Origin of the sequence: Haloarchaeobius baliensis (assembly GCF_052060055.1) — an archaeon.
In the GTDB taxonomy this organism is placed as follows: Archaea; Halobacteriota; Halobacteria; order Halobacteriales; family Natrialbaceae; genus Haloarchaeobius; species Haloarchaeobius baliensis.
On sequence record NZ_JBPPFR010000002.1, the window covers coordinates 489,096 to 511,965 of the forward strand.

Genomic DNA, 22,870 nt, shown 5'->3' on the forward strand with positions numbered 1-22,870 from the left:
GATTTAGCCCTGCCGAAGCGTCGTCGCGGCTCCCTACTCGTCGTCCGCCGCCTGCACCCACACCGTCTTCCGGTTGACGAACTCGCGGATGCCGTCGGCCGCCAGCTCGCGGCCGTAGCCCGAGATGCCGACGCCGCCGAACGGCAGGCGCGGGTCGGACTTCGTCATCTCGTTGACGAACGTCGCACCCGCCTCGATGCGGTGGGCGACGCGCTCGCCGCGGTCGAGGTCGTCGGTCCACACCGACGCCCCCAGGCCGTACGGCGAGTCGTTCGCAATCTCGACGGCCTCGTCCTCGCTCTCGACGCGGAACACCGCGGCGACCGGGCCGAACGTCTCCTCGCAGGCGACCGCCATGTCGGGTTCGAGGTCGGCCAGCACCGTCGGGGGGTAGTAGTAGCCGTCGCCCTCGAGCGGCTCGCCGCCGAGCAGGCACTCGGCACCGTCCGCGAGGCTGCGCTCGACCTGGTCGTGCAGGTCCTCCATCAGGTCCTCGCGGGCCTGCGGGCCGACCTCCGTCGACTCCTCCATCGGGTCACCGACCGTCCACGAGTCCATCTCGTCGACGAACGCCTCGACGAACTCGTCGTACACGTCGTCGTGGACGATGAACCGCTTCGCCGCGATGCAGGACTGCCCGCTGTTCTGGAGCCGGGCCATCGCCGCCGTCTCCACGGCCTCGTCGAGGTTCGCGTCGTCGAGCACCACGAACGGGTCCGAGCCGCCGAGCTCCAGCACCGTCTTCTTCAGCTCCTCGCCCGCCGTCTTCGCGACCTGCTTGCCCGCGAACTCGCTCCCGGTCAGCGTCACCGCCCGCACCCGGTCGTCGCGGATGACGTCGTTCGCCTTCGAGCCCCCCACGAGCAGCGTCTGGAACGCGCCCTCCGGGAAGCCCGCCTCGCGGAACACCTCCTCGATGGCCAGCGCACACTCCGGCACGTTCGAGGCGTGTTTCAGCAGGCCGACGTTGCCCGCCGCCAGGCTCGGCGCGGCGAACCGGAACACCTGCCAGAACGGGAAGTTCCACGGCATCACCGCCAGCACCGGCCCGATGGGCTCGTGGCGCACGTACGTCTTCGCGTGCGACGCCCCGCCGATGACCTCGTCCTGCAGGTACTCCGGGGCCTTCTCCGCGTAGTGCTCGCAGACCCACGCGCACTTGCGGACCTCGCCCTTCGCCTGCGAGATGGGTTTCCCCATCTCAACCGTCATCAGCTCCGCGTACCGGTCCTCGTTCTCCCGGAGGACGTCCGCCGCCTCCTCCAGCAGCTGCCGCCGCTCGTTCATCGGCACCTCGCGCCAGGACTCGTACGTGTCCGCCGCCGTCGCGAGCCGCTCCTCGACCGCCGCGTCGTCGTGCTCTGCGACCGTCTCGACGTGCTCACCGGTCGCTGGGTTGATTCGCTCCATGGCCGGTGATTCGCGGACTTGCTACTACTAGCTTTGGCCGTCGAACTGAGAATTGTGGACGACTGGCGTGCTCCGATTTGAAGCACCTGTGGACCGTGGATCGGCTTCGTCAGTCGTGTGAACCGCTGGAGACGACCCCAGCCAGAAAGCCCCGACTCTCTCGGCTCCCACGACTCTCTGCGGTCCTCACTCCGTTGCGGTCCTTGTTTCGTCGGGGGTCGCCGAGAGAGTCGCCCCTTTCAGTCCCACCCCGACCGCGACCGCAACCGCCCTCAGGCCTCCACACCCGCTTGCATCTCCGGAAATCAGAGATTTCTGGCGGGCTCACGAAACGCGAGCGTTTCGTGACCGATGCTCGGTCGCACGCTCCCTGCGCTTCTCATCCCTCGCGCGCTGGCGGCTCGCGGTCTCACTTCGTTCGACACGCTCGCCAGCGCACGCCGGTGGTGAAAAGTCGGCAGAACTGTCACGTCGTCGGGGTCACTCCACGGTCGGCAGTTCGATTTCCTCCCCGTCGGCGTACACTGTCGGGTCGCGGATGATGCCGTCCTGGTGGAGGGGCGCGCTGGTGTCGCCGCCGATGCCGGCGTCGTCGCCGAAGGCGATGTGGACGGTGCCGCCGGCCTTCTCGTCGAGGAGGACGCTCCCGACGAGTTCGGTGACGGCGACGTTGGTGCCGATGCCGAGTTCGGCGAGGTTGTAGGCGTCTTGCCCGACCTCCTCGGCGGCGGTCTCGAGCATCGAGTCGATCTCGTCGGAGTCGGTGGCGGTGACGTAGCCGTCCTCGACCTCGATGGTCACCGTCTCGCCCTCGTCGAGCAGGCCGTGGGGGTCGATGGTGCCGTCGACGACGTAGACGCCGTTCGCGTTCTCGGGCGAGACGAACACCTCGCCGGCGGGGAGGTTGGAGAACTCGCCGGGCTCGTGGACCATGCCGGTGTCCGAGCGCCACTCGCGGTCGCCCGGCTCGAACGTGATGTCGGTGCCGAGCTCGGTGGTGACGCGGATCTCGTCGGCGTCTTCGACCTGTTCGAGCATCGCCTCGCACTCGGCTGCGATGTTCGCGTAGTCGGCGTCGAGCCCGGTCAGGAACACCTCCTCGGTGATGCCGGGGAGGGTCGACCCCCGAGCGCCGGCGTCGCAGGCGTCGCCGCGGGCGCGGGTGTGGCTGATGCTCTTCGTCGTCGGCGCGAGGAACACGTCGCTGGCGGCCATCGCCGCCGCGACCGGTTCGGGTGGCTCCTCGCCGTGCTGGTTCCCCGGCGGGTAGCAACAGAGGGTCGCGTCGTCGGTGATCTCGCTGGCGACCTCGTACAGCGCCTCGCCGATGGGGCGGCGCTTGTCGTCGGTGACGACGACGCAGGACTCGTCGCTGGCGAGGTTCAGACACTGTCGGACGGCGGTCTCGGCTGGTTCGCGGAGGTCGGTCATACCCGACCGGTCGGCGGGAGCCGTGTTAGGGCTTGCCGTCTGCGGTCACAGGAGTGTCGTCCCGAGCATGACGAGCAGCCCGATGACGCCGAGGACGGCACCGTCGACCTGCACGTAGTCCATCGGGCCGTCGCGGTGGTGGCGGCGGGCGCGCCCGGTGAGGAAGGTGTCCGCGGGCTCGGTGCCGCCGGGCGTGGTCCGGATGGCACTCACGCCGCCGACGAACAGCACCAGCCCGGCGACGAACAGTCCCGCGGAGAGCATGGTCGATTCCGGGTACGACGACGCTCGACAAAAGTTCTTTCATCGTATATCGGCAGAAATGAACTGTTACACCTATCAAGGAAATCAGTACTCCCCACCTAACGACCGATTAGCGTCGGACGGCACCGGGCCGTGGCGTCGCCGCGGGAGGACTTACTCGCCGCCGAAGTAGGGAGGAGCCTCGAAACGATTATCTCGCGGGGCTATCGAGGTTCGGGTATGATCCAGGTGGCCATCAACGGCTACGGTACCATCGGCAAGCGCGTCGCGGACGCCGTGCGCGCCCAGCCAGATATGGAGGTCGTCGGCGTCGCGAAGACGCGCCCGAACTTCGAGGCCGAGACGGCCGTCGACAAGGGCTACCCGCTGTACGCCGCCATCGAGGACCGCATCCCGCTGTTCGACGACGCCGACATCGAGCTCGCCGGAACGGTCGACGAGCTCGTCGCGGCCGCCGACGTGGTCGTCGACGCCTGCCCCTCGGGCATCGGCGCGGACAACGTCTCCATGTACCGCGAGCACGACACGCCCGCGCTCCTCCAGGGCGGCGAGGACGCCGACGCCGCCGACGTGAGCTTCAACGCCCGCGCGAACTACGACGAGACGACCGGCGCGGACGTCGCCCGCGTCGTCTCCTGCAACACGACCGGGCTCTCCCGCCTCGTCGCGCCCCTGCAGGAGGAGTACGGCATCGAGAAGGTGCGCGCGACGCTGGTTCGCCGCGGCGGCGACCCTGCCCAGACCGGTCGCGGACCGATAAACGACATCCTGCCGAACCCGGTCAGCCTGCCGAGCCACCACGGCCCCGACGTGAACACCATCTTCCCCGACCTCGCCATCGACACGCTCGGGCTGAAGGTGCCCGCGACGCTGATGCACACCCACAGCGTCAACGTCGAGCTCGAAGCCGAACCCGACGCCGAGGAGGTCCGCGAGCTGCTCGAATCCCAGTCGCGCACGTTCGTCATCGACGAGCACATGGCCATCGACGGCGCGGGCAAGCTCAAGGAGTACGCACAGGACGTGGGCCGGCCCCGCGCCGACATCTGGGAGAACTGCATCTGGGGCGAGTCGGTCACGATGGAGGACAACGACCTGTACCTGTTCCAGGCCATCCACCAGGAGTCCGACGTGGTGCCGGAGAACGTCGACGCGGTGCGGGCCATCCTCGGCGAGAGCGACGCCGCGGAGAGCATCGAGACGACGAACGAGGCCATGGGGATGGGGCTGTAGCACCGGCGCCCGCGCCGGCTGTTTTCGAAGTTTTCGGTGAAGTTGACCGGGACAGAAGGCTTTTGACCCGACGGCTGCAAGGCTGTCCCATGCGTCGTGACGACCGTGACGAGCCGTTCGACGACTTCTTCAAGGAGATCGAGCGGATGATGAACGAGATGATGGGCGATCGGTCGGTCGACATGCAGTTCGAGGGCGACGCAGGCTTCGGCTCGGACACGCACGTCGACATCCACGAGACCGACGACGAGATCCGTGTGGTGGCGGATCTTCCTGGTGTCGAGAAAGAGAACATCAAGCTGGAGTGCGACGGCGAGGCACTCACCATCGGTGCCGAGAGCGAGCACCGACAGTACCACGAGCGCGTCGAACTCCCCAGCAGGGTCGACGAGCACAACGCGACAGCGACCTACAACAACGGCGTCCTCGAGGTCGTCTTCGAGCGACTGGACACCTCCGCGGGCATCGACCTGAAGTAGCGACCCCCACTTCCCCCACTTTTCACGCCGCGAGCCGCGGCTACGCGCCGGCCGTCTCCCGGATCGCGTCGGCGAGCCGGTCCCAGAAGCCGTCCTCGTACTTCCCCGCGTCGTCGATGGTCGGGCGGGCGTTCGTCTCGTTGACGACGACGCCGTCCGGCCCGACGAGCAGGTCGACGCCGAGGAATCGAACCCCGAGCTCGTCGGCGACACGTTCTGCGAGCCGCCGGTACTCGGCGTCGAGGTCGACCGGCGTCGCCTCGGCCCCGCGGTGGACGTTGTGCTTCCAGCGCCCGGCCTCGCGGTCGGCCTCGGAGAGCCGGCGTTCGACCGCGCCGACGTACTCGCCGTCGAGCACCATCACCCGGTAGTCACGCGCCTCGGGGACGAACTCCTGGACGAGGTAGGAGCGGTCGCCCGTGGCCCGGAAGTCGTGGACGAGGTTCAGGTAGTCCGTGACCCCGAGCACCGAGTCGAGGTCGGGTACCTTCGCGACACCGATGCCCCGGGTCGTGGAGTTCGGCTTGAGGACCACGGGTGGGTCGAGCGATTCGACGGCCTCCGCGACGGCAGACTCGTCGGCCGGGTTCGAGACGTACACCGACCGAGGGACGGAAATCCCGGCACGCTCGAGTCGTGCGAGGACTGCGGCCTTGTTCCGCGAGGTGAGCACCGCGTCGCGGCCGTTGAGCCAGGGCACGTCGAGCAGCGCGTCGGCGACGCCACCCTCCATCATCCGGCCGGGATAGACGAAGCCGGCGTCGAACTGTCCGCGGGAGAACGGTGCTGCATCGGGCGAGAGCGCGAGCGTGCGCTCTTTCACCTGGACGTGGTGGACGGAGATCCCGCGCTCGGCGAGCGGCGCGCGCATCCGCTCGAACGTCTCGGCGCGGTTGACGACTGCGAGGTCGACCATGCGAGTGGGTTCGACCCCGGGAAGAAAAGCCTACGCGATGAGCTTCTCCTCGCCACGCTCGACGACGACGCGACACGGCGGGGAGATCTTGTTGTAGGCGCGGCGGAAGGCGTCCTTGACCTCGGGGGCCTGGTCGACGGTGCACCAGCAGGTGAACAGGCGCTCGCCCTTCTGAACTCGTGCTGCTGTACCGACGATCTTGCCGAAGGCCTGGCGCATACCGTCCGAAACACGGTCGGCACCCGCGCCGGTCGCCTGCTTGTTCTCGCGGATGACGTGGTGCGGGAACTTGCGCAGGATCATGTAGTAGTTGCCCTCGCCGAGGGTCTTGATGAGGTGACGGTTCGCCGAGAGGCGCGAGGCCTCCAGCGAGCCGTGACGCAGCTGGCACTCCTCCTCGAGCACGAGGCTGATCTGGACCGGCCAGTCGTCGGGGTCGCTCGCGGTGTCGCCCATCTTGTGCTGTGCGATCTTCGAGCCGGGGATACCGGTGATGTACTCGCGTCGGGTGTACGCGGGCTTGGAGATCTCCCGGTACATCGACGCCGGTTTGTCGGACATGGTTATTACGGGCAACTGAGGCCGAGCGCGCGAATAAAGGCTTCGAAGCGGAGTCGCGTCAGCGGGGTGTGGGTGGCCTCAGCTGGCGGCGTAGCAGTCACCGTCGCACTCGACCAGGCCGGACTCGGAGAGCGAGCCCAGGACCGAGAAGAGCGCGAGCTTCGGGACGTTCAGCGACTGCTGCATCTCGTCGACGGTGGACCGGCCGGTGGTATCGAGATAGAGGTAGACCAGCTTCGCGGTCGGCGAGTTCAGTTCGCCGGGGATCGGTTCTGCGGTGCGTCTGAGGGCAGCACGTTGGGTGCTCATCGTATCTCGATGGATGTCTGCATCGAATATAAAGTTATGCCCCATGCGGTGAAAATACCTAATACTACCTTCCATACGTAATGATACTGGGTCTCACGGGCGAGTGTGTATCACACAGTATCGGTGGTCAGCTGCGAGGACGAACACGGCGGTCGCTCGCCGATGTGTAGGACACGGGGACGGCGGCCGTGCAGCCACTCACGGCCGCCGTCAGAGCATGAGTGACGGCAGCACACGGAGACCCTGTAGACTCGTGTCGACAGGTGCACTCCAGCGCACAGCGGGTCACCGCTGCACTCTCAGGTAGGTGGTGGTGTATTAAAATCTTGCCCAATAGCGCAAGTTTGGACACTTATATTCCTATAATAGCACCGATTCGTGTAGTTCTGTGGTATAGAACTACCTGCCTGTTCTAATCGGTAGGGGGTCTGGACTCGGAACTGGCCGTTCGTGGACGCACCGCCCCCGGTTGTCTGGGCGTCGTCGTCACTCCGAGGCAGGTAGCCGTTCAAAGAACGGACGAGCAGCAGCGCTGCTCGCGGTGTTGGTGTGAGCTCGCGCCGAAGGTGGCGCGAGCGTGAATCAGATCGTGGGTCCGTTAGGAACCGACGCTCAGAGACGGGTTACGTTCTTCGCGCGCGGGCCCTTCGGGGCGTCCTCGATCTCGAATTCGATCTCCTGTCCCTCTTCGAGGTCCGGTCCGCCAACGTCCTCCATGTGGAAGAAAACGTCCTCGTCCGCGTCCTCAGTGTCGATGAAACCGTAGCCGCCAGTGTCGTTGAAGAAATCAACCTTGCCTTTCGCCATTGCAACTGAACTCACGAGCGGGAGACCGATAAGGCTTCCGCGTTCGGTCTGAGTGGGAGAACGACGGTGTAGAATGGTTCTACCGGCCGAATACGTCGGAGAGAGGGGTTCGAGCCGGGTCCAGTCGGTCTCGAGCGGTCGGTGGGCCGAGTCGCGGGTCAGTAGGGGCTGCCACCACCGCCTCCACCGCCACCACCACCGGTCGTCGTCCCGGACGGCCGGACGGGGGAGCCGTCGGGCGCGAGCACCCACCACACGTCGTTCACACCCTGTCCTGTGGCGTCGCCGGGGTCGGTGTCGCTCGCGTAGTAGTACAGGGGCCAGCCGTTCGCGGCGACCTGTGTCGAGCCATCACCGCGGTCGAACGTCGAGAGGGTCGCCGAGACGCCCGCGCCGGCCATCGCCTCGCCGTCGACCGTCAGCGGGGGCCACGCGTCTGCACAGCCACCGGTGCAGCTGCTCGCGCCCGCACCACGCTCGTCCTGGTCGAACATGTACAGCGTCAGGCCGTCCGGACCGACGAGGACGTCGCCGAGATCGGGGTGGCTGCGGACGGCCACCGTGGCGTCGCCACCGGCCGTCGTGGTCGCGGGCGAGGTGGTCTCGGTGACCATCTCCGTCGTCGCCGGGGCGGTCGTCGTCTGGTCCGCGGTCGTCCCGCCACCGCCGCCGTCGCCGTCGCCGAGGCAGCCGGCGAGTGCGAGCGTTCCCGCGACCGCACCGAGCAGGGCCCGTCGTGTGCGTACCATACGAGGACCGTCGACACAGCAGCTAAAGAGGATTGTCCGAACTCCGTCCCAAATTCGTCCGACATCGGGAGCGCGGGCACCGTGACGCCGGGGGCCGGTCGGAGCGGCTCCCGGTCACCGCCCGACAGCCGTCACCACCAGGTGATGCGAACGAGGAACAGCAGGGCGACGAGCTCCAGCCCACAGAGCATCGTCATGCCCACCTGCACCTCGGTGGTGGTCGCCTCGAACCAGCCGATGAACGCCGGGTGGAGCAGGTAGAAGTACACCCAGAGCAGGTTCTCGACGAGGAGGAAGCCGGCGAACACCAGCAGCCCGAGCGTGTGCTGGGCACCGTGCTGTCGGTAGCCCTGGAGCCACACCGACCCCAGTGCGAGCAACAGCAGCACGTTGATCCCGGCGGCGGCCAGGGCCACCTCAAGCCAGACCGTCATCGTTCACCTCTCGTGTGCCGACCGTTATCCGTGTTGTCCAAATTTCGTCCATACTCAGTCGTCCTCCACCGTCGCCAGTATCTCCTCGACGGTGTCCCAGTTCGCCCGCGATGCGTCGGTGAACGTGTACACCGCCGCGTACTCGTCGCCGCTCCGGTCGACCACGTTGTTCTCAACGAGCACGTCGAGGTGGTGGCGGACCGTGGTGTAGTCGAGGTCGAGCTCGGTCGCGAGCTGGTTGGCGTTGCGCGGGCGCTCGTCGATGGCGCGCACGATACGGACCCGTGACGGCCCGCCGCGAGAACTCGCCAGCACGTACCAGAGCACGCCCTCCATCCGTCTGTCGCTACTCGTGAGGTGCTTGTAAACGTACACGGTGGCGGGAGCGCAGTCGTCGACGAGTCGGGGGCGTCGCTGCCCGAACATTTATGTATTATCACCTGACTTTTCCGCCTGTATATCCGGAACTGCCCAACTCACGAACCCATCGGCGCTCGAACAGAAGTCACTCGGTATGCAGGTCGGCCTGACGGTCGTCACGCTGGGACTCTACCCGCTGTACTGGTTCTACAGCACGGCCAAACAGCTGGATGCGGCGACCGACAAGAGCCTGACCCCCATCTTCGGTGTCATCCCGGTGCTGAACTTCGTCTGCGCCTGGCAGGTCGCCGACGCCGCCGAGGCCGTCACGGATCAGGACAAGGAGATCCTGTTCATCCTGTTCCTCGTCTTCGGCGTACTGTCCTGGTACTGGATCCAGTCCGGCATCAACCAGACCGCGGCGAACTGACCGCTGGAAATTAGCATCCTCCGTGGTGTCGTGGAAAGGTTTCATCGACGACACATTTAAGTGAGCGGTCTTTGATTTGGACCGTGTATGGAGACGACATCCGAATTCGACGGAAGCATGGCCGGGCTGATCGTGGGACTGTTCCTCTGCCTGCCGGTTGGCATATACTACTACATCAGCAACAAGCAGGAGATGTGGGTCTGTCCCGAGTGCCGAGAGGCCGTCCGGATGGGTGCCAACACCTGTCCGAACTGTGGTGAGAACCTCGAGGACGCCGGTGACATGGGCCACGAACACGACCACGAGGACGAGACCGAGGAGTTCTGAGGGTTTCGGCCCGGCGTAGTTTTTTGTCGGTCGCCATCCCGGTCAGTAACGGATACGCAGTCAATGTACAACCCACTCGAACGGCTCGTGCGGTACGTCTGGCGGCGCAAGCCCATCGTGCTCGCACACCACCCGTCCTGTGCGTACTACTCGCATCACACGTTCGAGCTCTACGGTGCACAGCTCTGCCTGGGCTGTTTCGTCGTCTACCCGGTCGGGCTCGTCTCCCTCTCGCTTCTGTCGCTGCTGCACCTCGCGGTCCCCGGCCTGTTCGCCGTCCCGACGGTGGTGCTGTACGCCGTCGCGGGTGCACTGGCAGCGCCGCTGCTCGTCTCGAAGGCGCTGTTCGACGTGCGGCGCATCCGCTGGCGGATGCTCACGAAGGCACTGCTGGCGGTGGGGCTCGCCGTCGCGGCCCTGCCCGTCATCTTCCGGCCGGCTGACCGGCTCGTGGGGGCGGTCCTGTTCGTCGGCTTCCTGGTGCCCTACGTGGGCTACAAGGGCCTGACCGCGCTCGACGACTGCGAGGGCTGTCCCGAACTGGCGGACCGACCGAACTGCTCCGGGCTCGAGTTCGAGTGGGACTAGGACTCCTCGCCCTCCCAGTAGTCGACGTCGTCGTCGATGCGGTAGTAGCCGTGGACGCTGCGCTCGCCGGACCCGCCCGGCGGCGAGCCGGCGAACACGCCGATCTTCTCGGAGTCGGGGTACACCGTCACGTCCGGCTCTTCCATGGTCGACATCGCGAGGTACCGGACCGGCCCGTCGGAGTCGTTGACCACCCTGTGGGCGCCGCGCTCGTCCGCCGGCAGCGCCACGTAGTCGCCCGCATCGAGCGGGACCATCTCCCCGTCGAGCCGGAGCGTACACGTGCCGTCGAGGACGTACATCGCCTCCTCGTTCCCGGTGTGGTAGTGGTACGGCCACGACTTGCCGCCGGCGGGCAGTTCGTACAGACTACAGCCCAGCGACTCGCCGCCGGCCGGCTCGGCCAGCTTCTTGCGGCGGAGGGCGTCCTCGCCGTCGCCGACCGTCGTCCACTCCAGGTCGTCGTCGTTGACGATTGGCATGGATCGACGTTCAGACAGGACGGGGGTAAGTGTTACCCGCTGACGGGGGTCCTCGCGCGCCGCGGTCACCGGTTCTCGTTCCCGCCGACGCGGCGACCGAGCCGGCCGACGAGACTGCCGACGAAGACGCCGATGTAGGACGGGATGCCGAAGTACACCCCGAAGATGACCGCAGCGGCGATGATGCCGACGGTCGAGCCGATCGCGATGACGATGCCGATGATCTCCGCCACGAGGATGGTCGCCGCCAGCAGCAGGTCGCCGGTTAGCAGGGCGTTGCCGATGGGTTCGAGCAGCGCGACCAGGAGGACGAGCAGGACGACCACGACCGACGGCGTCAGCACGCCCATCGCGAGGTCGCTCCTGTACTTCTCGGTCAGTTCCTCGGCGACGAGGGGGAACGTGACTCCCGCGACGAGGCCCGAGACGAGCACCGCCCCCGCCATGACGACGAGCGGGTCGTTCCCCTGCCCGGTTCGCATCGTGAGCAGGTCGCCCGCAGCCGAGGAGAGCCGGAAGATCCGCTCCGGGCCGACGAAGAGGATGTAGAACGCGAGCAGCCCCGCCGGAATCCCGATCTTGTCCCCGAACGACTCGGCGGCCGACGTTCCCCGGTCGTCCCCGTCCGCCGATTCGTCACCGACCATCCCGCGCACCCCGTCGCTCTGGAACGCTTTAGACATAATCTGGTTCACATGTCTCTCTCGATAATTTTCTTTCGGTTACCGTCGGATAACTACCAGTATCTGGCAGCCTCCCCAGCAGCGACCGCGGAGACGACGGTGACCGTGCTCAGACGGGGTAGGTGCCCTCGAGCTGGGTCCGCCCGACGATGTGGCCCGCCATCGCCTCTCCGAGCGTGTCCGCATCCGTGTCGGGCTCCAGCTGGAGTGTCGAATCGAGCGCGAACAGCTTGAAGCGGTAGCGGTGCTCGCGGTCCGGCGGGTTCGGGCCGCCGTAGCCGACCTCGCCGTAGTCGTTGGTCCCCTCCATCGCGTCGCTCGGTGTCCAGTCCTCGGGGATCTCCCGGCGGTCCGGCGGGACGTTCCAGACCACCCAGTGGTCCCACACCTTCCCCGCCGGCTCGACGGCGTCGGGGTCGTCCATCACCAGCGCGAGCGAGGCGGCCTCGTCGGGCACGCCGGCGATGGACAGCGGCGGGTTCACGTTCTCGGCCCGGTAGCCGTACTTCCGAGGTATCTGTTCGCCGTCGTCGAACGCTGGGCTCGTGAGTTCGAGTGCTGTCATCTGGGTCACCTCCCCGCGTGCGGGGTTCTACTGCCCTGGCGACGACCCGTCGAGACCGACACAGCCCGCCACGAGCGTCCACGCTCCCGCGAGGAGCGTCCGCCGCGTGACCGGCCGGTCGCGCCGCTCCTGCACGGGTGCAACTTCGACGTGCTGCTACAAAAATCCGGGAGCGTGTCGCGGCGCGGGCGTCAGGACCCGAGCCAGCGCGCGAGACCGCCGGCCAGCATGACCAGTGCACCGGTGATGAAGGTACCGGGGATCGGGAGTACGAACAGACCGAGACCAGCTGCGATGGCGACTGTGGATGCGTTCATGATTGTGGTTGGGGTCGACGACCGCGGACAGCGTGGTTACCGCCCGATACGACCCGCCCGCTACGACTGGAACGGCTCCCCATCACGGTGGTTGTCGGGGTTCTCCTGCTCGCTCGCCTCCTTCTCGCGGAGTTCGGACTCCTGCTCGATGTCGTGTTCCTTCTGTCGTTCCTCCGCCCGACGCTCCTCCTCGCGTGCCTCGGCTTCGGCCTCCTCGCGGGCGTCCTCGTCGGCGTCGTCGGCCGTCTCCAGCTCGGTATCCTCCTCGATGTCGATGCCATGCTCTTCGTCACTCATGGATAGGAGAGACGGCTGCGAGCCGGTTCAATGTCCGGCCTACACAGAAAGCCACGGACCCGACGTCGGGCTCAGCCGTCGAGGTCGGTGCCGTCCGCGGCCGCGACGCCGGCGAGCAGGTACTCCGCACCGGAGCGGGTCGTCGCCAGCGGCGTGTCGTGGACGTCGCAGATGCGCAACAGCGCGGAGATGTCGGGCTCGTGGGGCTGGGCCGTCAGCGGGTCGCGCAGGAAGACGATGCCGTCGAGGCGCTCGTCGACGACCTCGGCACCGATCTGGAGGTCGCCCCCCATCGGCCCGGAGGCCTTGCGTTCGACCTCGATGCCGACCGTCTCCTGGATGCGCTCGCCGGTCGTCCCCGTCGTCACGATGTCGATGGTCTCGAGGTACTCCCGGTGGGTCTCGGCGAAGTCGAGCATCTCCGGCTTCTCGTCGTCGTGGGCGATGAGCGCGAGGCGTGTCATGTTCACCGTCTCGGTGCCCGGCGGCAAGAACGTTCCTGGGACGGCGAAAACAGCTATGTTCCCGACGTGATACGTCAGCGCATGGCCAGAGACGTGACACGACGCCGGCTGCTGGGTGCCGGCGCGACCATCGGCATGGGCAGCATCGCCGGCTGCTCCGGGAGCGGCGACCCGGAGACGGCGACCGAGACGGCCGACCCGACCAGCACCGCGACCACGCAGACGACCGACCAGTCCGAGACGACGACGGAGGGCCCCGAAGAGCAGGAGCCGGTCGCCGACGGCTCCGGACTGATCCCCGCCGCCTACGTCGTCACCAAGGAGGACGGCGAGATACGGGCGTACAACGGCCAGACGCTCGCGGTCGAATACAGTGGTTCGGCCGGCGCTGACGACGGCCGCGTCCTGCAGGAGACGTTCGACGCGCTGGCGGCCGGTTCCGTGACCGGCGGCCGGGTGTTCATCCGTCGCGCGGAGTACACGCCGGACCGGCAGCTGGACCTGACCAGCAGCTACACAGAGGTCAGGTCGGACTTCGCCCGGCTGACGTTCCAGGACCACCCGCGAGACGACGGCGAGTCCCAGACCGACTTCGCCATCGAGCCCGGCGACGGCTCGACCGAGCACGTCACCATCCAGGGGCTCGTCCTCGACGGCAACAAGGACGCACGGACGAGCCGGACCAGAACGGCCGACGTCCGGGCGAACGTCAGCCACGTCACGTTCCGCGACTGCGTCGTCTTCGGCGGGAAGAGCGTCGACGGCGACGGCGGCTACGGCATCGGCGAGGACAACGACGCCGACCACGTCACCATCGACAACTGCATCGTCCGCGACAGCGACCGCCACGGCTACCACACGTCCGCGCCGCACCTCCGCATCGTCAACTCGACGTTCCTGAACAACGCGAAGGAGACGGGCGACGTGTTCGACCTCGCCGCCACCGACGCCGTCATCGCCAACAACCACTTCGAGGGGAACGGCCACGGCATCAAGATCGACGACGCCGACCGGTCGGGCGGCAACATCGTCATCACGGGTAACGTGTTCGTCGACAACTACCTGCCCGACATCGCCTCCGGCCAGGTCGAGTTCGCGGACACCACCGTCGACTCGGTCACCATCTCTGACAACACGTTCATCCTGCCGGACATCGACGCCGGCGAGACCTCCGCGCACGTCCTCTTCAGCTCCGACGAGTCCCTCGGGAGCGTCCGCATCCGGAACAACCACTTCGAGGGGGGCGGCCCCAACGCGCTCACCTGGTTCCGGGAGACCGGCCGGAAGCTCCGGACGCTCGTCGTCGAGCACAACACGTTCGAGCGCATCCCGCACGACGTCGGCCTGCTCGCCAGCGCGGAGCGGCTCCTCGTCCGCGACAACCTGTTCGACTGCAGCGGGGGCGGCGGGAGCCTGACCATCAAGGAGTGCTCGTCGGGCGTCGTCTCCGGCAACGTGAGTTACGACGCGAGCATCGACGTGCAGTCGGACCTCGTCGTCGAGCGGAACCACGAGCTCTGACGGTCGTGGGTGGGGGCGGTCCGCCGGTGTCTACAGCCCGAGCGTCGCGAGCCCGTCGAACACGTAGAGGTAGTAGTAGAGCTGGACGCTCCCCGCGACGACGAGGACGACCCCCGCGATGCGGGTGAGCCGTCCGGTCGACGCCGAGAGTCGTCGGAGGACGGTCTCCCGTCCGAGCGCGGCCAGCAGCGTCACCGCGAGCATCAGCAGGCTCATGCCGGCGGCGTACGCGCCGAACAGGAGCACCGCGCCGGTCGCACCGGCGTTCAGGGCGACGCCGGCGATGGCGACGAACAGCGGCGCGGTACAGCCCGCTGCCGCCGCGGCGTAGACGACGCCGAAGGCGAAGAACCCGCCGACGGAGCGACGCCGTTCGGGGAGCGGGAGGTGCGCCGAGGGCTGGAACCGCCCGCTCGCCATCCCAACCCCGAGGACGATCAGCAACACGCCGACGACGAGTTCGAGTGCGCTCACGTTCGCGAGCGCGCTGGCCCCGACGGCGGCCGCGAGCCCGGCGAGGACGGCGTAGACGAGGAAGAACCCCAGGCTCGTGACGCCGGCGACGAGGACGGCGCGGCGCAGCCGGTGACCGAGCGGGACGACCCCGTCGTCGTCCGACCCGTCGCCCTCGCCGAGGAAGTACGCGACGTAGCCGGGCAGCAGGGGGTACGCACACGGGGCGAGGAAGGTGAACACCCCGGCGCTGAACGCGAAGGAGAGCTGCGAGGGCCCGATCACGACCGGGCACGCTCGATGGCGGCGACGATGTCCTGCGAGCGAGCGAGGCCGGTGTGGGTCCACACCTGCTCGCCGTCGGCGTCGAACACGAACACCGTCGGGAACCCGCGCGGGTCGTAGGTGCTCGAGGCTGCCAGCTCGGGGTCGAGCAGCACCGGCCAGGTGCCGTCGTGCTCGCGCCAGAACGACCGGACGGCGTCCTGGTCCGACTCGGTCGTGATCGAGCGCATCGCGAGGTCCGGGAACCGCTCGTGCACCGCGCGCAGCTCGTCCATCTGTGGCTTGCACGGCGCACACCACGTCGCGAAGAAGTCGAGCACGACGGGGCCGCCCCGTGGCTGGACGACGACCGCGCCGCCGGGGGAGCCGCCGACCTCGACCGACTCGAGGGCGAGGCCGTCGCTCGTCCCGCCGCCGGGACGGAGCGAGCCGAGGCAGCCGGCCAGCCCGGTCGCCAGACCGAGGCCGCCGGCCCGGAGGACCGACCGACGAGAGGGATGCATACGCGGAAGTAGACGGCGCACTGCTCAATAGCCTTGCGCCGGTCGTGAGAGGGAGTCGCACGACCGCAGGGGGATTATGCCGGCCTCGTGCCTACGGTCTCGCCGTGCAACGGACGACCAGCCGACGGCGACTCCTCGCCGCGACCGCCGCCGCGGGCCTCGGTGGGCTCGCCGGCTGTACCGCGAGGTCCGTCGGCGGTGACGGAGGCAGCGACGGTGCGACGGAGCCGACGCGCCGTCCGAGCACGCCGGTCGACCCGGGCTCGCTGGCGGCGAACGGGAACCCGTCGACGATCTGCAGCGCACCCATCGTCTCCGGCATCCGCGCCATCGTCGAGCCGGCGTTCGCGTCGGACTGGAGCGCGGTCGAGCCGGACAACGAGTTCGTCTACGGCGAGCCGACGCTCGACGACGAGCGCACTGTCGTGGGCGTCGTCGCGGACGGTGCGGCGCGGGCCTACCCGATCGACGCGTTCTGGCGACACGAGGTCGTCAACGACGAGTTCGGCGGTCCGATACTCGTGACGTACTGCCCGCTCTGTCGGAGCGGGATGGTGGCCTCCCGTGTCGTCGACGGCGAGACGCTGACGTTCGACGCCTCCGGGCAGCTCTGGGTGCCGCCGGAGATCTACACCCGGTCGATGGAGCAGGGCGGCGACGTGTTCGTGGCCGGGAGCCGCGGGCTCCCGGGCGAGGACGAGTCGGTCCGGAACACCGCGAACCTCGTGCTGTACGACGTCGAGACGGAGAGCTACTGGAGCCAGCTGCTCGCGACGGCCATCTGCGGGCCCCACACCGATACGCAGCTGGCGATCCGCGCGTCGATCCTGTCGACCTGGGGCGAGTGGCGCACGGCCCACCCGGGGACGGACGTGCTGCTGCCGGCGCCGCATTCGAGGCTGATCGAGTGAGTGCGAGCCGCGGGTCGACCGCCGACGAGCGACCCGGGCGACCGTGTTCTCCCGGCCCCGAACACGTGAGAGCCGAACGCTTATGCGGCCGAACCCGTATGTCCAAGCGATGACCGGGTCGGACGGACCGCCGTCGGGCGACGTGGTGGAGCCCTCACCGTCGTTCGTGGCACAGGCGAACGTCGGGTCGAGCGAGGCGTCGTTCGAGGAGCCGTGGCCGGACTGCTGGGCGGCGGCGGCCGACCGGCTCGACTGGCACCGCCCGTACGACACCGTCCTCGAGTCGGCAGACGGCAGGCCGCCGTTCCGCTGGTTCGCGGGCGGCGAGCTGAACGCCTGCGCGAACTGTCTGGACCGCCACCTCGACGAACGGGGCGACGAGACCGCCATCGTCTGGGAGGGTCACCTCGACGAGCACGTCACGTACACGTACCACGAGCTGTTCGACGAGGTGAACGCCGTCGCCGCCGGCCTGCGCGAGCTCGGCGTCGCGGCGGACGACGTGGTGACGACCTACCTCCCCTCGATTCCGGAGGCCGTCGCGGTGATGCTCGCCTGCGCACGCATCGGCGCGGTCCACAACGTCGTGTTCGCGGGTTTCTCGGCGGACGCGCTCGCGACCCGGATGGAGCGTGCGGGGTCGCGCTACCTCGTCACCTGCGACGGCTACTACCGCCGGGGCGAGGCGGTGAACCAGCGCCGCCGGGCCGACAACGCGCGGATGGCGCTCCCGTACGACCTCGACGCGACGGTCGTCGTGGACCGGCTCGCCGCCGGCGGGGACCGCAGCGGGGACGAGGACACAACCCGCTACGACGAGATCGTCGCGGCGAACGAGGGGGCGACCGTCGAGCCGGTGCCACGCGAGGCCGCCGCGCCGCTGTTCCGGATGTACACCTCGGGCACGACGGGCGAGCCCAAGAGCGTCACCCACACCACCGGCGGCTACCTGGCACAGGTCGTCTGGACGAGCGAGCGCGTCCTCGACGTCGACCCGGAGACGACGATCTGGAGCACCGCGGACCTGGGCTGGATCACCGGCCACAGCTACGTCGTCTACGGGCCGCTGTCGCTCGGTGCGACGACGGTCCTGAGCGAGGGCAGTCCGGACGCGGCCGACCGCGACCGGCCGTGGGCGGTCGTCGCCAGGAACGACGTGAACGTCCTCTACACCGCGCCGACCGTCGTGCGCTCGTTCATGAAGTGGGGGACCGGGTACCCGGCGGCCCACGACCGCTCCAGCCTCCGGCTGCTCGGGAGCGTCGGTGAACCGCTCGACGCGGAGACCTGGCACTGGTACCACGAGCACGTCGGCGGCGGCGACTGTCCCGTGGTCGACACCTGGTGGCAGACCGAGACGGGCGCGGTCCTCCTGACCACGCTTCCGGGCGTCGACGCGATGAAGCCCGGCTCGGTCGGCCGCCCGCTGGCAGGCATCGAGGTGACCGTCCGCGACGACGCCGACGCGGTCTGTCCCCCGGGCGAGCGGGGCTGGCTCTCGGTCGACCGCCCGTGGCCCGCGATGGCGCGCGAGCTCGCGACCGCCAGCGAGTGGGGCGCCGTCGCGGACGGACCCGAGCGGTGGCGCTACCGCGTCGGCGACGAGGCGGTCGTCGACGACGACGGCTACGTCACCGTGCTCGGTCGGGTCGACGACGTGCTGAACGTCGGGGGCCGCCGGTTCAGCACCGCCGAGATAGAGCACGCGGTCGTCGAGGTCGACGGCGTCGCCGAGGCGGCGGTCATCGGCCGGGACGACCCCGACATCGGGACGGCCATCGTCGCCTACGTCACCACCGAGGACGGCCCCGCCGGCGCGGCCGTCTCGCGCGACGACGTCGACGCGGCCGTCTCGGCGGCCATCGGCGCGGGGTCGACGCCGGACGAGGTCGTGTTCACGCCCGACCTGCCGAAGACGCGTTCCGGGAAGATCATGCGACGCCTGCTCGGCGACATCGCCAACGGCGAGGACTACGGCGACACGAGCGCGCTGCGCAACCCGGAGGTCGTCGGCGAGCTGGAGGCGCGCCAGCACGACTAGCTCGTCTCGGACCGACGACAGGAGTTCGTGGCCGACAGAGAAGCGAAACAGCTGGTCGGAGATGATAGGCCTTCGAGCGGCTCGCGACACTCTATCGACGACGACCACGAGGCTGCTGGCGGTAGAACTATTTCGCTGGCTGTAGAAGCACGAAACAGATGGGTCGGCCGTTCAGCGACGCGGGCTACGACCGCCTCCGGCGCTACACCGAGAGCCACCGCGAGGACCTCGTCTGCCGGCTCTGTGGGGAGGCCGGCCTCCGCCCGGCCGAGGTGACGCAGGTGACGCCCGACTCGGTCGTGCCGGTCGACGACGCGTTCCTGCTCGACCTCCCGGACCGTACCGCGTTCCTGCCCGCCGACGTGGAGCACGACCTCCGGCTGTACGCCGATGCGACCGACTGCGCCCCGGACGCTCCCGTCGTCGACGTGTCGACCCGCCGTGTGCAGATGCTCGTCCGCGAGGTGGCCGACCGCGCGGCCGACGCGACCGGCGAGCCCCACTTCGCCGACGTGTCGAGCCGCGACCTTCGCGAGCAGTTCGTGCTGCGGCACCTCCAGGGGGGCGTCGACCCGAGGGTCGTCGCCGCGGCGGCCGGCTTCGACAGCGTCGCCGGACTCGCGCCGTACCTCGACGAGCCCTCGGGCGTCGAGCTCGCGGCGTCGCTCGCTGCGGACGGACCGACCGACGGCGAGCTGTCGACCCGGTCGCGCGACGCGCTCTCCCTCCTCGCGACGCTCGGGGAGGCGTTCGCCGACGCGACGACGACCGACGAGCTGTACAGACGCCTCTGCGACCGTCTCGTGGCCGTCGAGGGCTACGGGTCGGCCTGGGTCGCACGCGGGATCGACGACGGGCTGGAGCGGCGGGCCCACGCCGGCTTCGATGGGGCCGTCGTCGACACGCTCCTCGCGGACCACGCGGACGACCTCGACGACGTTCTGCGTTCTGGCAGCAGTCGCGTCCTCGACCTCGCCGGCGACGACGTCGCGGTCTGCCTGCCCTTCGGCGCGACCGAGGGCGCGGACCGCGTGCTCGGCGTGGGCGTCGCCGGTCCCGTCACCGACGCCGAGACGGACGCCCTCGTCGCCGTCGGCGGACTCGCCGGTCGGGCGCTCGACGCGCTCCGTCGCCGTCGCCGACTGGTCGCCGACGTGGTCACCGAGCTCCGGTTCACGGTGCGCGACACCGAGGCGGTGGTCGTCGACCTCTCGGCGGGCCCGGCCGAGCGCGTCGAGGTCACCGGTGTCGTCCCAGGTGGCCCCGGGCTGGTCCTGTACGCCGTCGTCGCAGGGACGACGCCCGACGCCGTCTCGGACTCCCTCGCCGACGACGAGCGGGTCGAACGGGTGCGCTACGTCGACGACGACGCCGACGGCCCCGTCCTCGAGCTCGCGCTGTCGGCCTCACCGGCGCTGCGGCTCGTCGGGTTCGACGCCCGCGTCGAGTCCTACGTCGCCGAGGACGGCGTCGGGTCGCTCGTCGCCACGGTCGCGACCGACGCCGACGTGCGGGCGGTAGTCGACGGACTGTCCGAGCAGTACCCCGCGTCGAGCCTCGCCGCGAAGGAGACCGTCGAGCGCACGGTCGACCCCGGTGCGGGCTTCTCGGCGTCGCTGCGGGACGACCTCACCGAACGGCAGGCCGCGGTCCTCCGTGCCGCCTACCACGGTGGCTACTTCCAGTGGCCCCGGGAGTCGACCGCCGAGGAGCTGGCGGACTCGCTCGACGTGGCCTCGCCGACCCTGCACAACCACCTGCGGGTGGCCCAGTCGAAGCTGCTCGACGCGTTCTTCGAGGGCTGAGCCGCGGCCGGTGCCGGGGAACGCGACCGGCGGCTAACTGTCTAGAGACGACCGTCGGTGAGCCGCAACCATCGGTGACGGCCGACCGAGAAACGCGCTGCAACCGAACGGGCGTTTGAGACGCCGAGACCTCCGGCGATCCCCGTTTCGGGACGTGGGGGCGGCGTGCCGACCCGATTAGCGACCCCGCTTTTTACGTGGGATGGTGGCTGATGGCATATGTCGGACGACCCCGACGTCGACCTCGAGGCGCGGCTCGAGGAGACGGCAGTGTTCCAGCCACCGGAATCGTTCGTCGAGCAGGCCAACGTCTCGGACCCGGCGATCTACGACGAGTTCGAGGCGAACTGGCCCGACTGCTGGGAGGCCGCGGCCGACCTGCTCGACTGGAACGAGCCCTACGACCAGGTGCTCGACGACTCGAACCCGCCCTTCTTCGAGTGGTTCACGGGCGGCGAACTGAACGCCTCGTACAACGCGCTCGACCGGCACCTCGACGAGCGAGGCGACGAGGTGGCCATCGAGTGGGTCGGCGAGCCCACGGGCGAGGCGAACCGTACGTACACCTACGCCGAACTCCACCGCGAGGTGAACGAGTTCGCGGCCGGCCTGCGCGACCTCGGCGTCGAGGAGGACGACGTCGTCACCATGTACATGCCGATGGTGCCGGAGCTGCCCATCGCGATGCTCGCCTGCGCCCGCATCGGCGCGCCGCATTCGGTCGTCTTCGCCGGCTTCTCGGCGGACGCGCTGGCGACCCGGATGAACGCCGCCGACTCCGAGTACCTCGTCACCTGCGACGGCTACTACCGCCGCGGCGACGCGCTGGAGCACAAGGCCAAGGCCGACGACGGGCTGGCGGGCGTCGAGCACGACGCGGAGACGGTCGTCGTCGACCGCCTCGGCGACACCTACGACCACCCGACGAACGAGCGCGACCACGCGTACGCCGACCTCGTCGCGGCCAACGAGGGCGCGACCGTCGAGCCGGTGTCCCGTGACGCCGAGGACATGCTGTTCCTGATGTACACCTCGGGGACGACGGGCCAGCCGAAGGGGGTGAAGCACACGACCGGCGGCTACCTCTCGTGGGTGACCTGGACGAGCCAGTCCGTCCTCGACATCAAGCCGGAGGACACGTACTGGTGCTCTGCCGACATCGGCTGGATCACCGGGCACAGCTACATCGTCTACGGCCCGCTCTCGCTCGGGACCACCTCGGTCATGTACGAGGGGACGCCCGACTACCCCGGGAAGGACCGCCTCTGGGAGATCGTCGACGAGTTCGACTGCACCCAGCTCTACACCGCGCCGACGGCCATCCGGGCGTTCATGAAGTGGGGCAGCGAGTACCCGGACCGCCACGACCTGTCGAGCTTGCGGCTGCTCGGCACCGTCGGCGAACCCATCAATCCCCGGGCGTGGAAGTGGTACTACACGCACATCGGCGACGAGTCCTGCCCGGTCGTCGACACCTGGTGGCAGACCGAGACCGGCGGCATGATGGTGACCACCCTGCCCGGAGTCGGCGAGATGAAGCCCGGGTCCGCCGGGCCGCCGCTCCCGGGGCTGGACGTCCGCATCGTCGACGTGAACGGCGACCCCGTCGACGAGGGACAGGCGGGCTACCTCACCGTCAACAGACCGTGGCCGGGGATGCTCCGCACGCTGTACAACAACGACGAGCGGTTCGTCTCCGAGTACTGGGCGGAGTACTCTGACACCGACAGCGACGACCCGGCCGACTGGGTGTACTTCCCGGAGGACGGCGCGAAGGTCGACGAGGACGGCTACATCACCGTCCTCGGCCGGGTCGACGACGTCGTCAACGTCTCCGGCCACCGCCTGGGCACGATGGAGATCGAGTCGGCCATCGTCGGCGTGCCGGGCGTCGCCGAGGCCGCCGTCGTCGGCGCCGACCACGAGCTGAAGGGCGAGGCCGTCTACGCCTACGTCATCACCGAGGACGGCCACGACGGCGACGAGGAGCTGCGGGCGGCCATCGTCGAGGGCGTCGAGGAGGCCATCGGCCCAATCGCTCGCCCCGAGGCCGTCGTCTTCACGCCGGAGCTGCCGAAGACGCGCTCCGGCAAGATCATGCGCAGGCTCCTGGAGGACATCGCGAACGGGGAGGCGCTCGGCGACACCTCCACGCTGCGGAACCCCGACATCGTCGACGACATCGCCGCGAGCGTGGCCGACGACTGACCGCGGGCGCGGCAACCGGCACACGCACGAGCTGCTG

At 68.8% G+C, this 22,870-nt stretch carries 28 protein-coding genes; 10 read left to right on the forward strand and 18 right to left on the reverse strand.

Annotated features, from left to right (window positions below; genetic code table 11):
- Window positions 1-33 precede the first annotated feature (33 nt).
- From ACSG06_RS13340 to ACSG06_RS13350, 3 genes are all read right to left on the reverse strand, one after another.
- A complete protein-coding gene (locus ACSG06_RS13340) occupies window positions 34-1,410 on the reverse strand; it encodes an NAD-dependent succinate-semialdehyde dehydrogenase (RefSeq protein ID WP_440990774.1) in 1,377 nt (458 codons plus the stop codon).
- 480 nt (window positions 1,411-1,890) lie between these two features.
- Entirely contained in the window at window positions 1,891-2,841 is a 951-nt protein-coding gene (locus tag ACSG06_RS13345; RefSeq protein WP_440990775.1) for an aminopeptidase, read from the reverse strand.
- Window positions 2,842-2,886: 45 nt separating this feature from the next.
- The gene (locus tag ACSG06_RS13350; protein WP_440990776.1) at window positions 2,887-3,105 is read right to left on the reverse strand and encodes a hypothetical protein; all 219 of its coding nucleotides are present in this window, start codon (window positions 3,103-3,105) and stop codon (window positions 2,887-2,889) included.
- Between the two features lie 219 nt (window positions 3,106-3,324).
- Here ACSG06_RS13350 and ACSG06_RS13355 point away from each other — a divergent pair, with 219 nt between their 5' ends.
- Both ACSG06_RS13355 and ACSG06_RS13360 read left to right on the forward strand, forming a co-directional pair.
- The gene (locus ACSG06_RS13355; RefSeq protein ID WP_440990777.1) at window positions 3,325-4,338 is read left to right on the forward strand and encodes a type II glyceraldehyde-3-phosphate dehydrogenase; all 1,014 of its coding nucleotides are present in this window, start codon (window positions 3,325-3,327) and stop codon (window positions 4,336-4,338) included.
- Window positions 4,339-4,427: 89 nt separating this feature from the next.
- Window positions 4,428-4,817, forward strand: coding sequence for an Hsp20/alpha crystallin family protein (locus tag ACSG06_RS13360; RefSeq protein WP_089732030.1), 390 nt, complete (start codon window positions 4,428-4,430; stop codon window positions 4,815-4,817).
- Between the two features lie 40 nt (window positions 4,818-4,857).
- Here the strand turns inward: ACSG06_RS13360 and ACSG06_RS13365 are convergent, their stop codons facing one another.
- The 7 genes from ACSG06_RS13365 to ACSG06_RS13395 all read right to left on the reverse strand — a co-directional run bounded on the left by ACSG06_RS13365 (window position 4,858) and on the right by ACSG06_RS13395 (window position 8,929).
- Window positions 4,858-5,733, reverse strand: coding sequence for an ATP-grasp domain-containing protein (locus ACSG06_RS13365; protein ID WP_440990778.1), 876 nt, complete (start codon window positions 5,731-5,733; stop codon window positions 4,858-4,860).
- Window positions 5,734-5,763: 30 nt separating this feature from the next.
- Complete coding sequence (locus ACSG06_RS13370) at window positions 5,764-6,294, reverse strand: 50S ribosomal protein L16 (RefSeq protein WP_440990189.1); 531 nt, start codon at window positions 6,292-6,294, stop codon at window positions 5,764-5,766.
- Between the two features lie 78 nt (window positions 6,295-6,372).
- A complete protein-coding gene (locus ACSG06_RS13375; protein ID WP_440990779.1) occupies window positions 6,373-6,603 on the reverse strand; it encodes a TrmB family transcriptional regulator in 231 nt (76 codons plus the stop codon).
- A gap of 612 nt (window positions 6,604-7,215) precedes the next feature.
- Entirely contained in the window at window positions 7,216-7,410 is a 195-nt protein-coding gene (locus ACSG06_RS13380) for a cold-shock protein (protein ID WP_256298372.1), read from the reverse strand.
- A gap of 158 nt (window positions 7,411-7,568) precedes the next feature.
- Complete coding sequence (locus tag ACSG06_RS13385) at window positions 7,569-8,159, reverse strand: COG4315 family predicted lipoprotein (protein ID WP_440990780.1); 591 nt, start codon at window positions 8,157-8,159, stop codon at window positions 7,569-7,571.
- Between the two features lie 131 nt (window positions 8,160-8,290).
- Window positions 8,291-8,593, reverse strand: coding sequence for a DUF8036 family membrane protein (locus ACSG06_RS13390; RefSeq protein ID WP_440990781.1), 303 nt, complete (start codon window positions 8,591-8,593; stop codon window positions 8,291-8,293).
- A 54-nt stretch (window positions 8,594-8,647) separates the two neighbouring features.
- A complete protein-coding gene (locus ACSG06_RS13395) occupies window positions 8,648-8,929 on the reverse strand; it encodes a winged helix-turn-helix domain-containing protein (RefSeq protein ID WP_440991430.1) in 282 nt (93 codons plus the stop codon).
- Between the two features lie 178 nt (window positions 8,930-9,107).
- On the opposite strand from ACSG06_RS13395, the gene ACSG06_RS13400 reads away from it, so the two are divergent.
- From ACSG06_RS13400 to ACSG06_RS13410, 3 genes are all read left to right on the forward strand, one after another.
- Window positions 9,108-9,383, forward strand: a complete 276-nt coding sequence (locus ACSG06_RS13400; protein ID WP_440990782.1) for a DUF4234 domain-containing protein — start codon at window positions 9,108-9,110, stop codon at window positions 9,381-9,383.
- Between the two features lie 87 nt (window positions 9,384-9,470).
- On the forward strand, window positions 9,471-9,710 hold the full coding sequence (locus ACSG06_RS13405) for a zinc ribbon domain-containing protein (RefSeq protein WP_440990783.1): 240 nt from the start codon (window positions 9,471-9,473) through the stop codon (window positions 9,708-9,710).
- A gap of 63 nt (window positions 9,711-9,773) precedes the next feature.
- On the forward strand, window positions 9,774-10,298 hold the full coding sequence (locus tag ACSG06_RS13410) for a hypothetical protein (protein WP_440990784.1): 525 nt from the start codon (window positions 9,774-9,776) through the stop codon (window positions 10,296-10,298).
- On the opposite strand, the gene ACSG06_RS13415 is transcribed toward ACSG06_RS13410, so the two are convergent.
- From ACSG06_RS13415 to ACSG06_RS13440, 6 genes are all read right to left on the reverse strand, one after another.
- Entirely contained in the window at window positions 10,295-10,780 is a 486-nt protein-coding gene (locus tag ACSG06_RS13415) for a cupin domain-containing protein (RefSeq protein ID WP_440990785.1), read from the reverse strand. The two genes, ACSG06_RS13410 and ACSG06_RS13415, sit on opposite strands and share 4 nt — an antisense overlap.
- Before the next feature lie 65 nt (window positions 10,781-10,845).
- Complete coding sequence (locus tag ACSG06_RS13420) at window positions 10,846-11,463, reverse strand: hypothetical protein (protein ID WP_440990786.1); 618 nt, start codon at window positions 11,461-11,463, stop codon at window positions 10,846-10,848.
- Between the two features lie 109 nt (window positions 11,464-11,572).
- Complete coding sequence (locus tag ACSG06_RS13425; protein ID WP_440990787.1) at window positions 11,573-12,028, reverse strand: YbhB/YbcL family Raf kinase inhibitor-like protein; 456 nt, start codon at window positions 12,026-12,028, stop codon at window positions 11,573-11,575.
- A 191-nt stretch (window positions 12,029-12,219) separates the two neighbouring features.
- Window positions 12,220-12,345, reverse strand: a complete 126-nt coding sequence (locus ACSG06_RS13430; RefSeq protein ID WP_440990788.1) for a hypothetical protein — start codon at window positions 12,343-12,345, stop codon at window positions 12,220-12,222.
- A 60-nt stretch (window positions 12,346-12,405) separates the two neighbouring features.
- A complete protein-coding gene (locus ACSG06_RS13435; protein ID WP_440990789.1) occupies window positions 12,406-12,642 on the reverse strand; it encodes a hypothetical protein in 237 nt (78 codons plus the stop codon).
- A gap of 71 nt (window positions 12,643-12,713) precedes the next feature.
- Entirely contained in the window at window positions 12,714-13,106 is a 393-nt protein-coding gene (locus tag ACSG06_RS13440) for a methylglyoxal synthase (RefSeq protein WP_440990790.1), read from the reverse strand.
- Between the two features lie 81 nt (window positions 13,107-13,187).
- Here ACSG06_RS13440 and ACSG06_RS13445 point away from each other — a divergent pair, with 81 nt between their 5' ends.
- On the forward strand, window positions 13,188-14,627 hold the full coding sequence (locus tag ACSG06_RS13445) for a right-handed parallel beta-helix repeat-containing protein (protein ID WP_440990791.1): 1,440 nt from the start codon (window positions 13,188-13,190) through the stop codon (window positions 14,625-14,627).
- Between the two features lie 30 nt (window positions 14,628-14,657).
- Here ACSG06_RS13445 and ACSG06_RS13450 read toward each other — a convergent pair whose 3' ends face one another.
- Both ACSG06_RS13450 and ACSG06_RS13455 read right to left on the reverse strand, forming a co-directional pair.
- Window positions 14,658-15,365: a cytochrome c biogenesis CcdA family protein gene (locus tag ACSG06_RS13450; protein ID WP_440990792.1), complete on the reverse strand. Its 708-nt coding sequence runs from the start codon at window positions 15,363-15,365 to the stop codon at window positions 14,658-14,660.
- Complete coding sequence (locus ACSG06_RS13455; protein ID WP_440990793.1) at window positions 15,362-15,868, reverse strand: TlpA family protein disulfide reductase; 507 nt, start codon at window positions 15,866-15,868, stop codon at window positions 15,362-15,364. Before ACSG06_RS13455 ends, ACSG06_RS13450 begins: the two co-directional genes overlap by 4 nt.
- 104 nt (window positions 15,869-15,972) lie before the next feature.
- On the opposite strand from ACSG06_RS13455, the gene ACSG06_RS13460 reads away from it, so the two are divergent.
- From ACSG06_RS13460 to acs, 4 genes are all read left to right on the forward strand, one after another.
- Entirely contained in the window at window positions 15,973-16,779 is an 807-nt protein-coding gene (locus tag ACSG06_RS13460) for a DUF3179 domain-containing (seleno)protein (protein ID WP_440990794.1), read from the forward strand.
- Window positions 16,780-16,888: 109 nt separating this feature from the next.
- Window positions 16,889-18,820: an acetate--CoA ligase gene (locus ACSG06_RS13465; RefSeq protein ID WP_440990795.1), complete on the forward strand. Its 1,932-nt coding sequence runs from the start codon at window positions 16,889-16,891 to the stop codon at window positions 18,818-18,820.
- A gap of 158 nt (window positions 18,821-18,978) precedes the next feature.
- Window positions 18,979-20,625, forward strand: a complete 1,647-nt coding sequence (locus ACSG06_RS13470) for a bacterio-opsin activator domain-containing protein (RefSeq protein WP_440990796.1) — start codon at window positions 18,979-18,981, stop codon at window positions 20,623-20,625.
- Between the two features lie 219 nt (window positions 20,626-20,844).
- Window positions 20,845-22,833: an acetate--CoA ligase gene (gene acs, locus ACSG06_RS13475; RefSeq protein ID WP_440990797.1), complete on the forward strand. Its 1,989-nt coding sequence runs from the start codon at window positions 20,845-20,847 to the stop codon at window positions 22,831-22,833.
- The last annotated feature ends 37 nt before the right edge of the window (window positions 22,834-22,870 follow it).

Bases quoted from the DNA above. Each gene is read 5' to 3' on its own strand.
- ACSG06_RS13340 (WP_440990774.1), bottom strand. From the start codon at position 1,410: ATGGAGCGAATCAACCCAGCGACCGGTGAGCACGTCGAGACGGTCGCA.
- ACSG06_RS13345 (WP_440990775.1), bottom strand. From the start codon at position 2,841: ATGACCGACCTCCGCGAACCAGCCGAGACCGCCGTCCGACAGTGTCTG.
- ACSG06_RS13350 (WP_440990776.1), bottom strand. From the start codon at position 3,105: ATGCTCTCCGCGGGACTGTTCGTCGCCGGGCTGGTGCTGTTCGTCGGC.
- ACSG06_RS13355 (WP_440990777.1), top strand. From the start codon at position 3,325: ATGATCCAGGTGGCCATCAACGGCTACGGTACCATCGGCAAGCGCGTC.
- ACSG06_RS13360 (WP_089732030.1), top strand. From the start codon at position 4,428: ATGCGTCGTGACGACCGTGACGAGCCGTTCGACGACTTCTTCAAGGAG.
- ACSG06_RS13365 (WP_440990778.1), bottom strand. From the start codon at position 5,733: ATGGTCGACCTCGCAGTCGTCAACCGCGCCGAGACGTTCGAGCGGATG.
- ACSG06_RS13370 (WP_440990189.1), bottom strand. From the start codon at position 6,294: ATGTCCGACAAACCGGCGTCGATGTACCGGGAGATCTCCAAGCCCGCG.
- ACSG06_RS13375 (WP_440990779.1), bottom strand. From the start codon at position 6,603: ATGAGCACCCAACGTGCTGCCCTCAGACGCACCGCAGAACCGATCCCC.
- ACSG06_RS13380 (WP_256298372.1), bottom strand. From the start codon at position 7,410: ATGGCGAAAGGCAAGGTTGATTTCTTCAACGACACTGGCGGCTACGGT.
- ACSG06_RS13385 (WP_440990780.1), bottom strand. From the start codon at position 8,159: ATGGTACGCACACGACGGGCCCTGCTCGGTGCGGTCGCGGGAACGCTC.
- ACSG06_RS13390 (WP_440990781.1), bottom strand. From the start codon at position 8,593: ATGACGGTCTGGCTTGAGGTGGCCCTGGCCGCCGCCGGGATCAACGTG.
- ACSG06_RS13395 (WP_440991430.1), bottom strand. From the start codon at position 8,929: ATGGAGGGCGTGCTCTGGTACGTGCTGGCGAGTTCTCGCGGCGGGCCG.
- ACSG06_RS13400 (WP_440990782.1), top strand. From the start codon at position 9,108: ATGCAGGTCGGCCTGACGGTCGTCACGCTGGGACTCTACCCGCTGTAC.
- ACSG06_RS13405 (WP_440990783.1), top strand. From the start codon at position 9,471: ATGGAGACGACATCCGAATTCGACGGAAGCATGGCCGGGCTGATCGTG.
- ACSG06_RS13410 (WP_440990784.1), top strand. From the start codon at position 9,774: ATGTACAACCCACTCGAACGGCTCGTGCGGTACGTCTGGCGGCGCAAG.
- ACSG06_RS13415 (WP_440990785.1), bottom strand. From the start codon at position 10,780: ATGCCAATCGTCAACGACGACGACCTGGAGTGGACGACGGTCGGCGAC.
- ACSG06_RS13420 (WP_440990786.1), bottom strand. From the start codon at position 11,463: ATGTCTAAAGCGTTCCAGAGCGACGGGGTGCGCGGGATGGTCGGTGAC.
- ACSG06_RS13425 (WP_440990787.1), bottom strand. From the start codon at position 12,028: ATGACAGCACTCGAACTCACGAGCCCAGCGTTCGACGACGGCGAACAG.
- ACSG06_RS13430 (WP_440990788.1), bottom strand. From the start codon at position 12,345: ATGAACGCATCCACAGTCGCCATCGCAGCTGGTCTCGGTCTGTTCGTA.
- ACSG06_RS13435 (WP_440990789.1), bottom strand. From the start codon at position 12,642: ATGAGTGACGAAGAGCATGGCATCGACATCGAGGAGGATACCGAGCTG.
- ACSG06_RS13440 (WP_440990790.1), bottom strand. From the start codon at position 13,106: ATGACACGCCTCGCGCTCATCGCCCACGACGACGAGAAGCCGGAGATG.
- ACSG06_RS13445 (WP_440990791.1), top strand. From the start codon at position 13,188: ATGGCCAGAGACGTGACACGACGCCGGCTGCTGGGTGCCGGCGCGACC.
- ACSG06_RS13455 (WP_440990793.1), bottom strand. From the start codon at position 15,868: ATGCATCCCTCTCGTCGGTCGGTCCTCCGGGCCGGCGGCCTCGGTCTG.
- ACSG06_RS13465 (WP_440990795.1), top strand. From the start codon at position 16,889: ATGACCGGGTCGGACGGACCGCCGTCGGGCGACGTGGTGGAGCCCTCA.
- ACSG06_RS13470 (WP_440990796.1), top strand. From the start codon at position 18,979: ATGGGTCGGCCGTTCAGCGACGCGGGCTACGACCGCCTCCGGCGCTAC.
- acs (WP_440990797.1), top strand. From the start codon at position 20,845: ATGTCGGACGACCCCGACGTCGACCTCGAGGCGCGGCTCGAGGAGACG.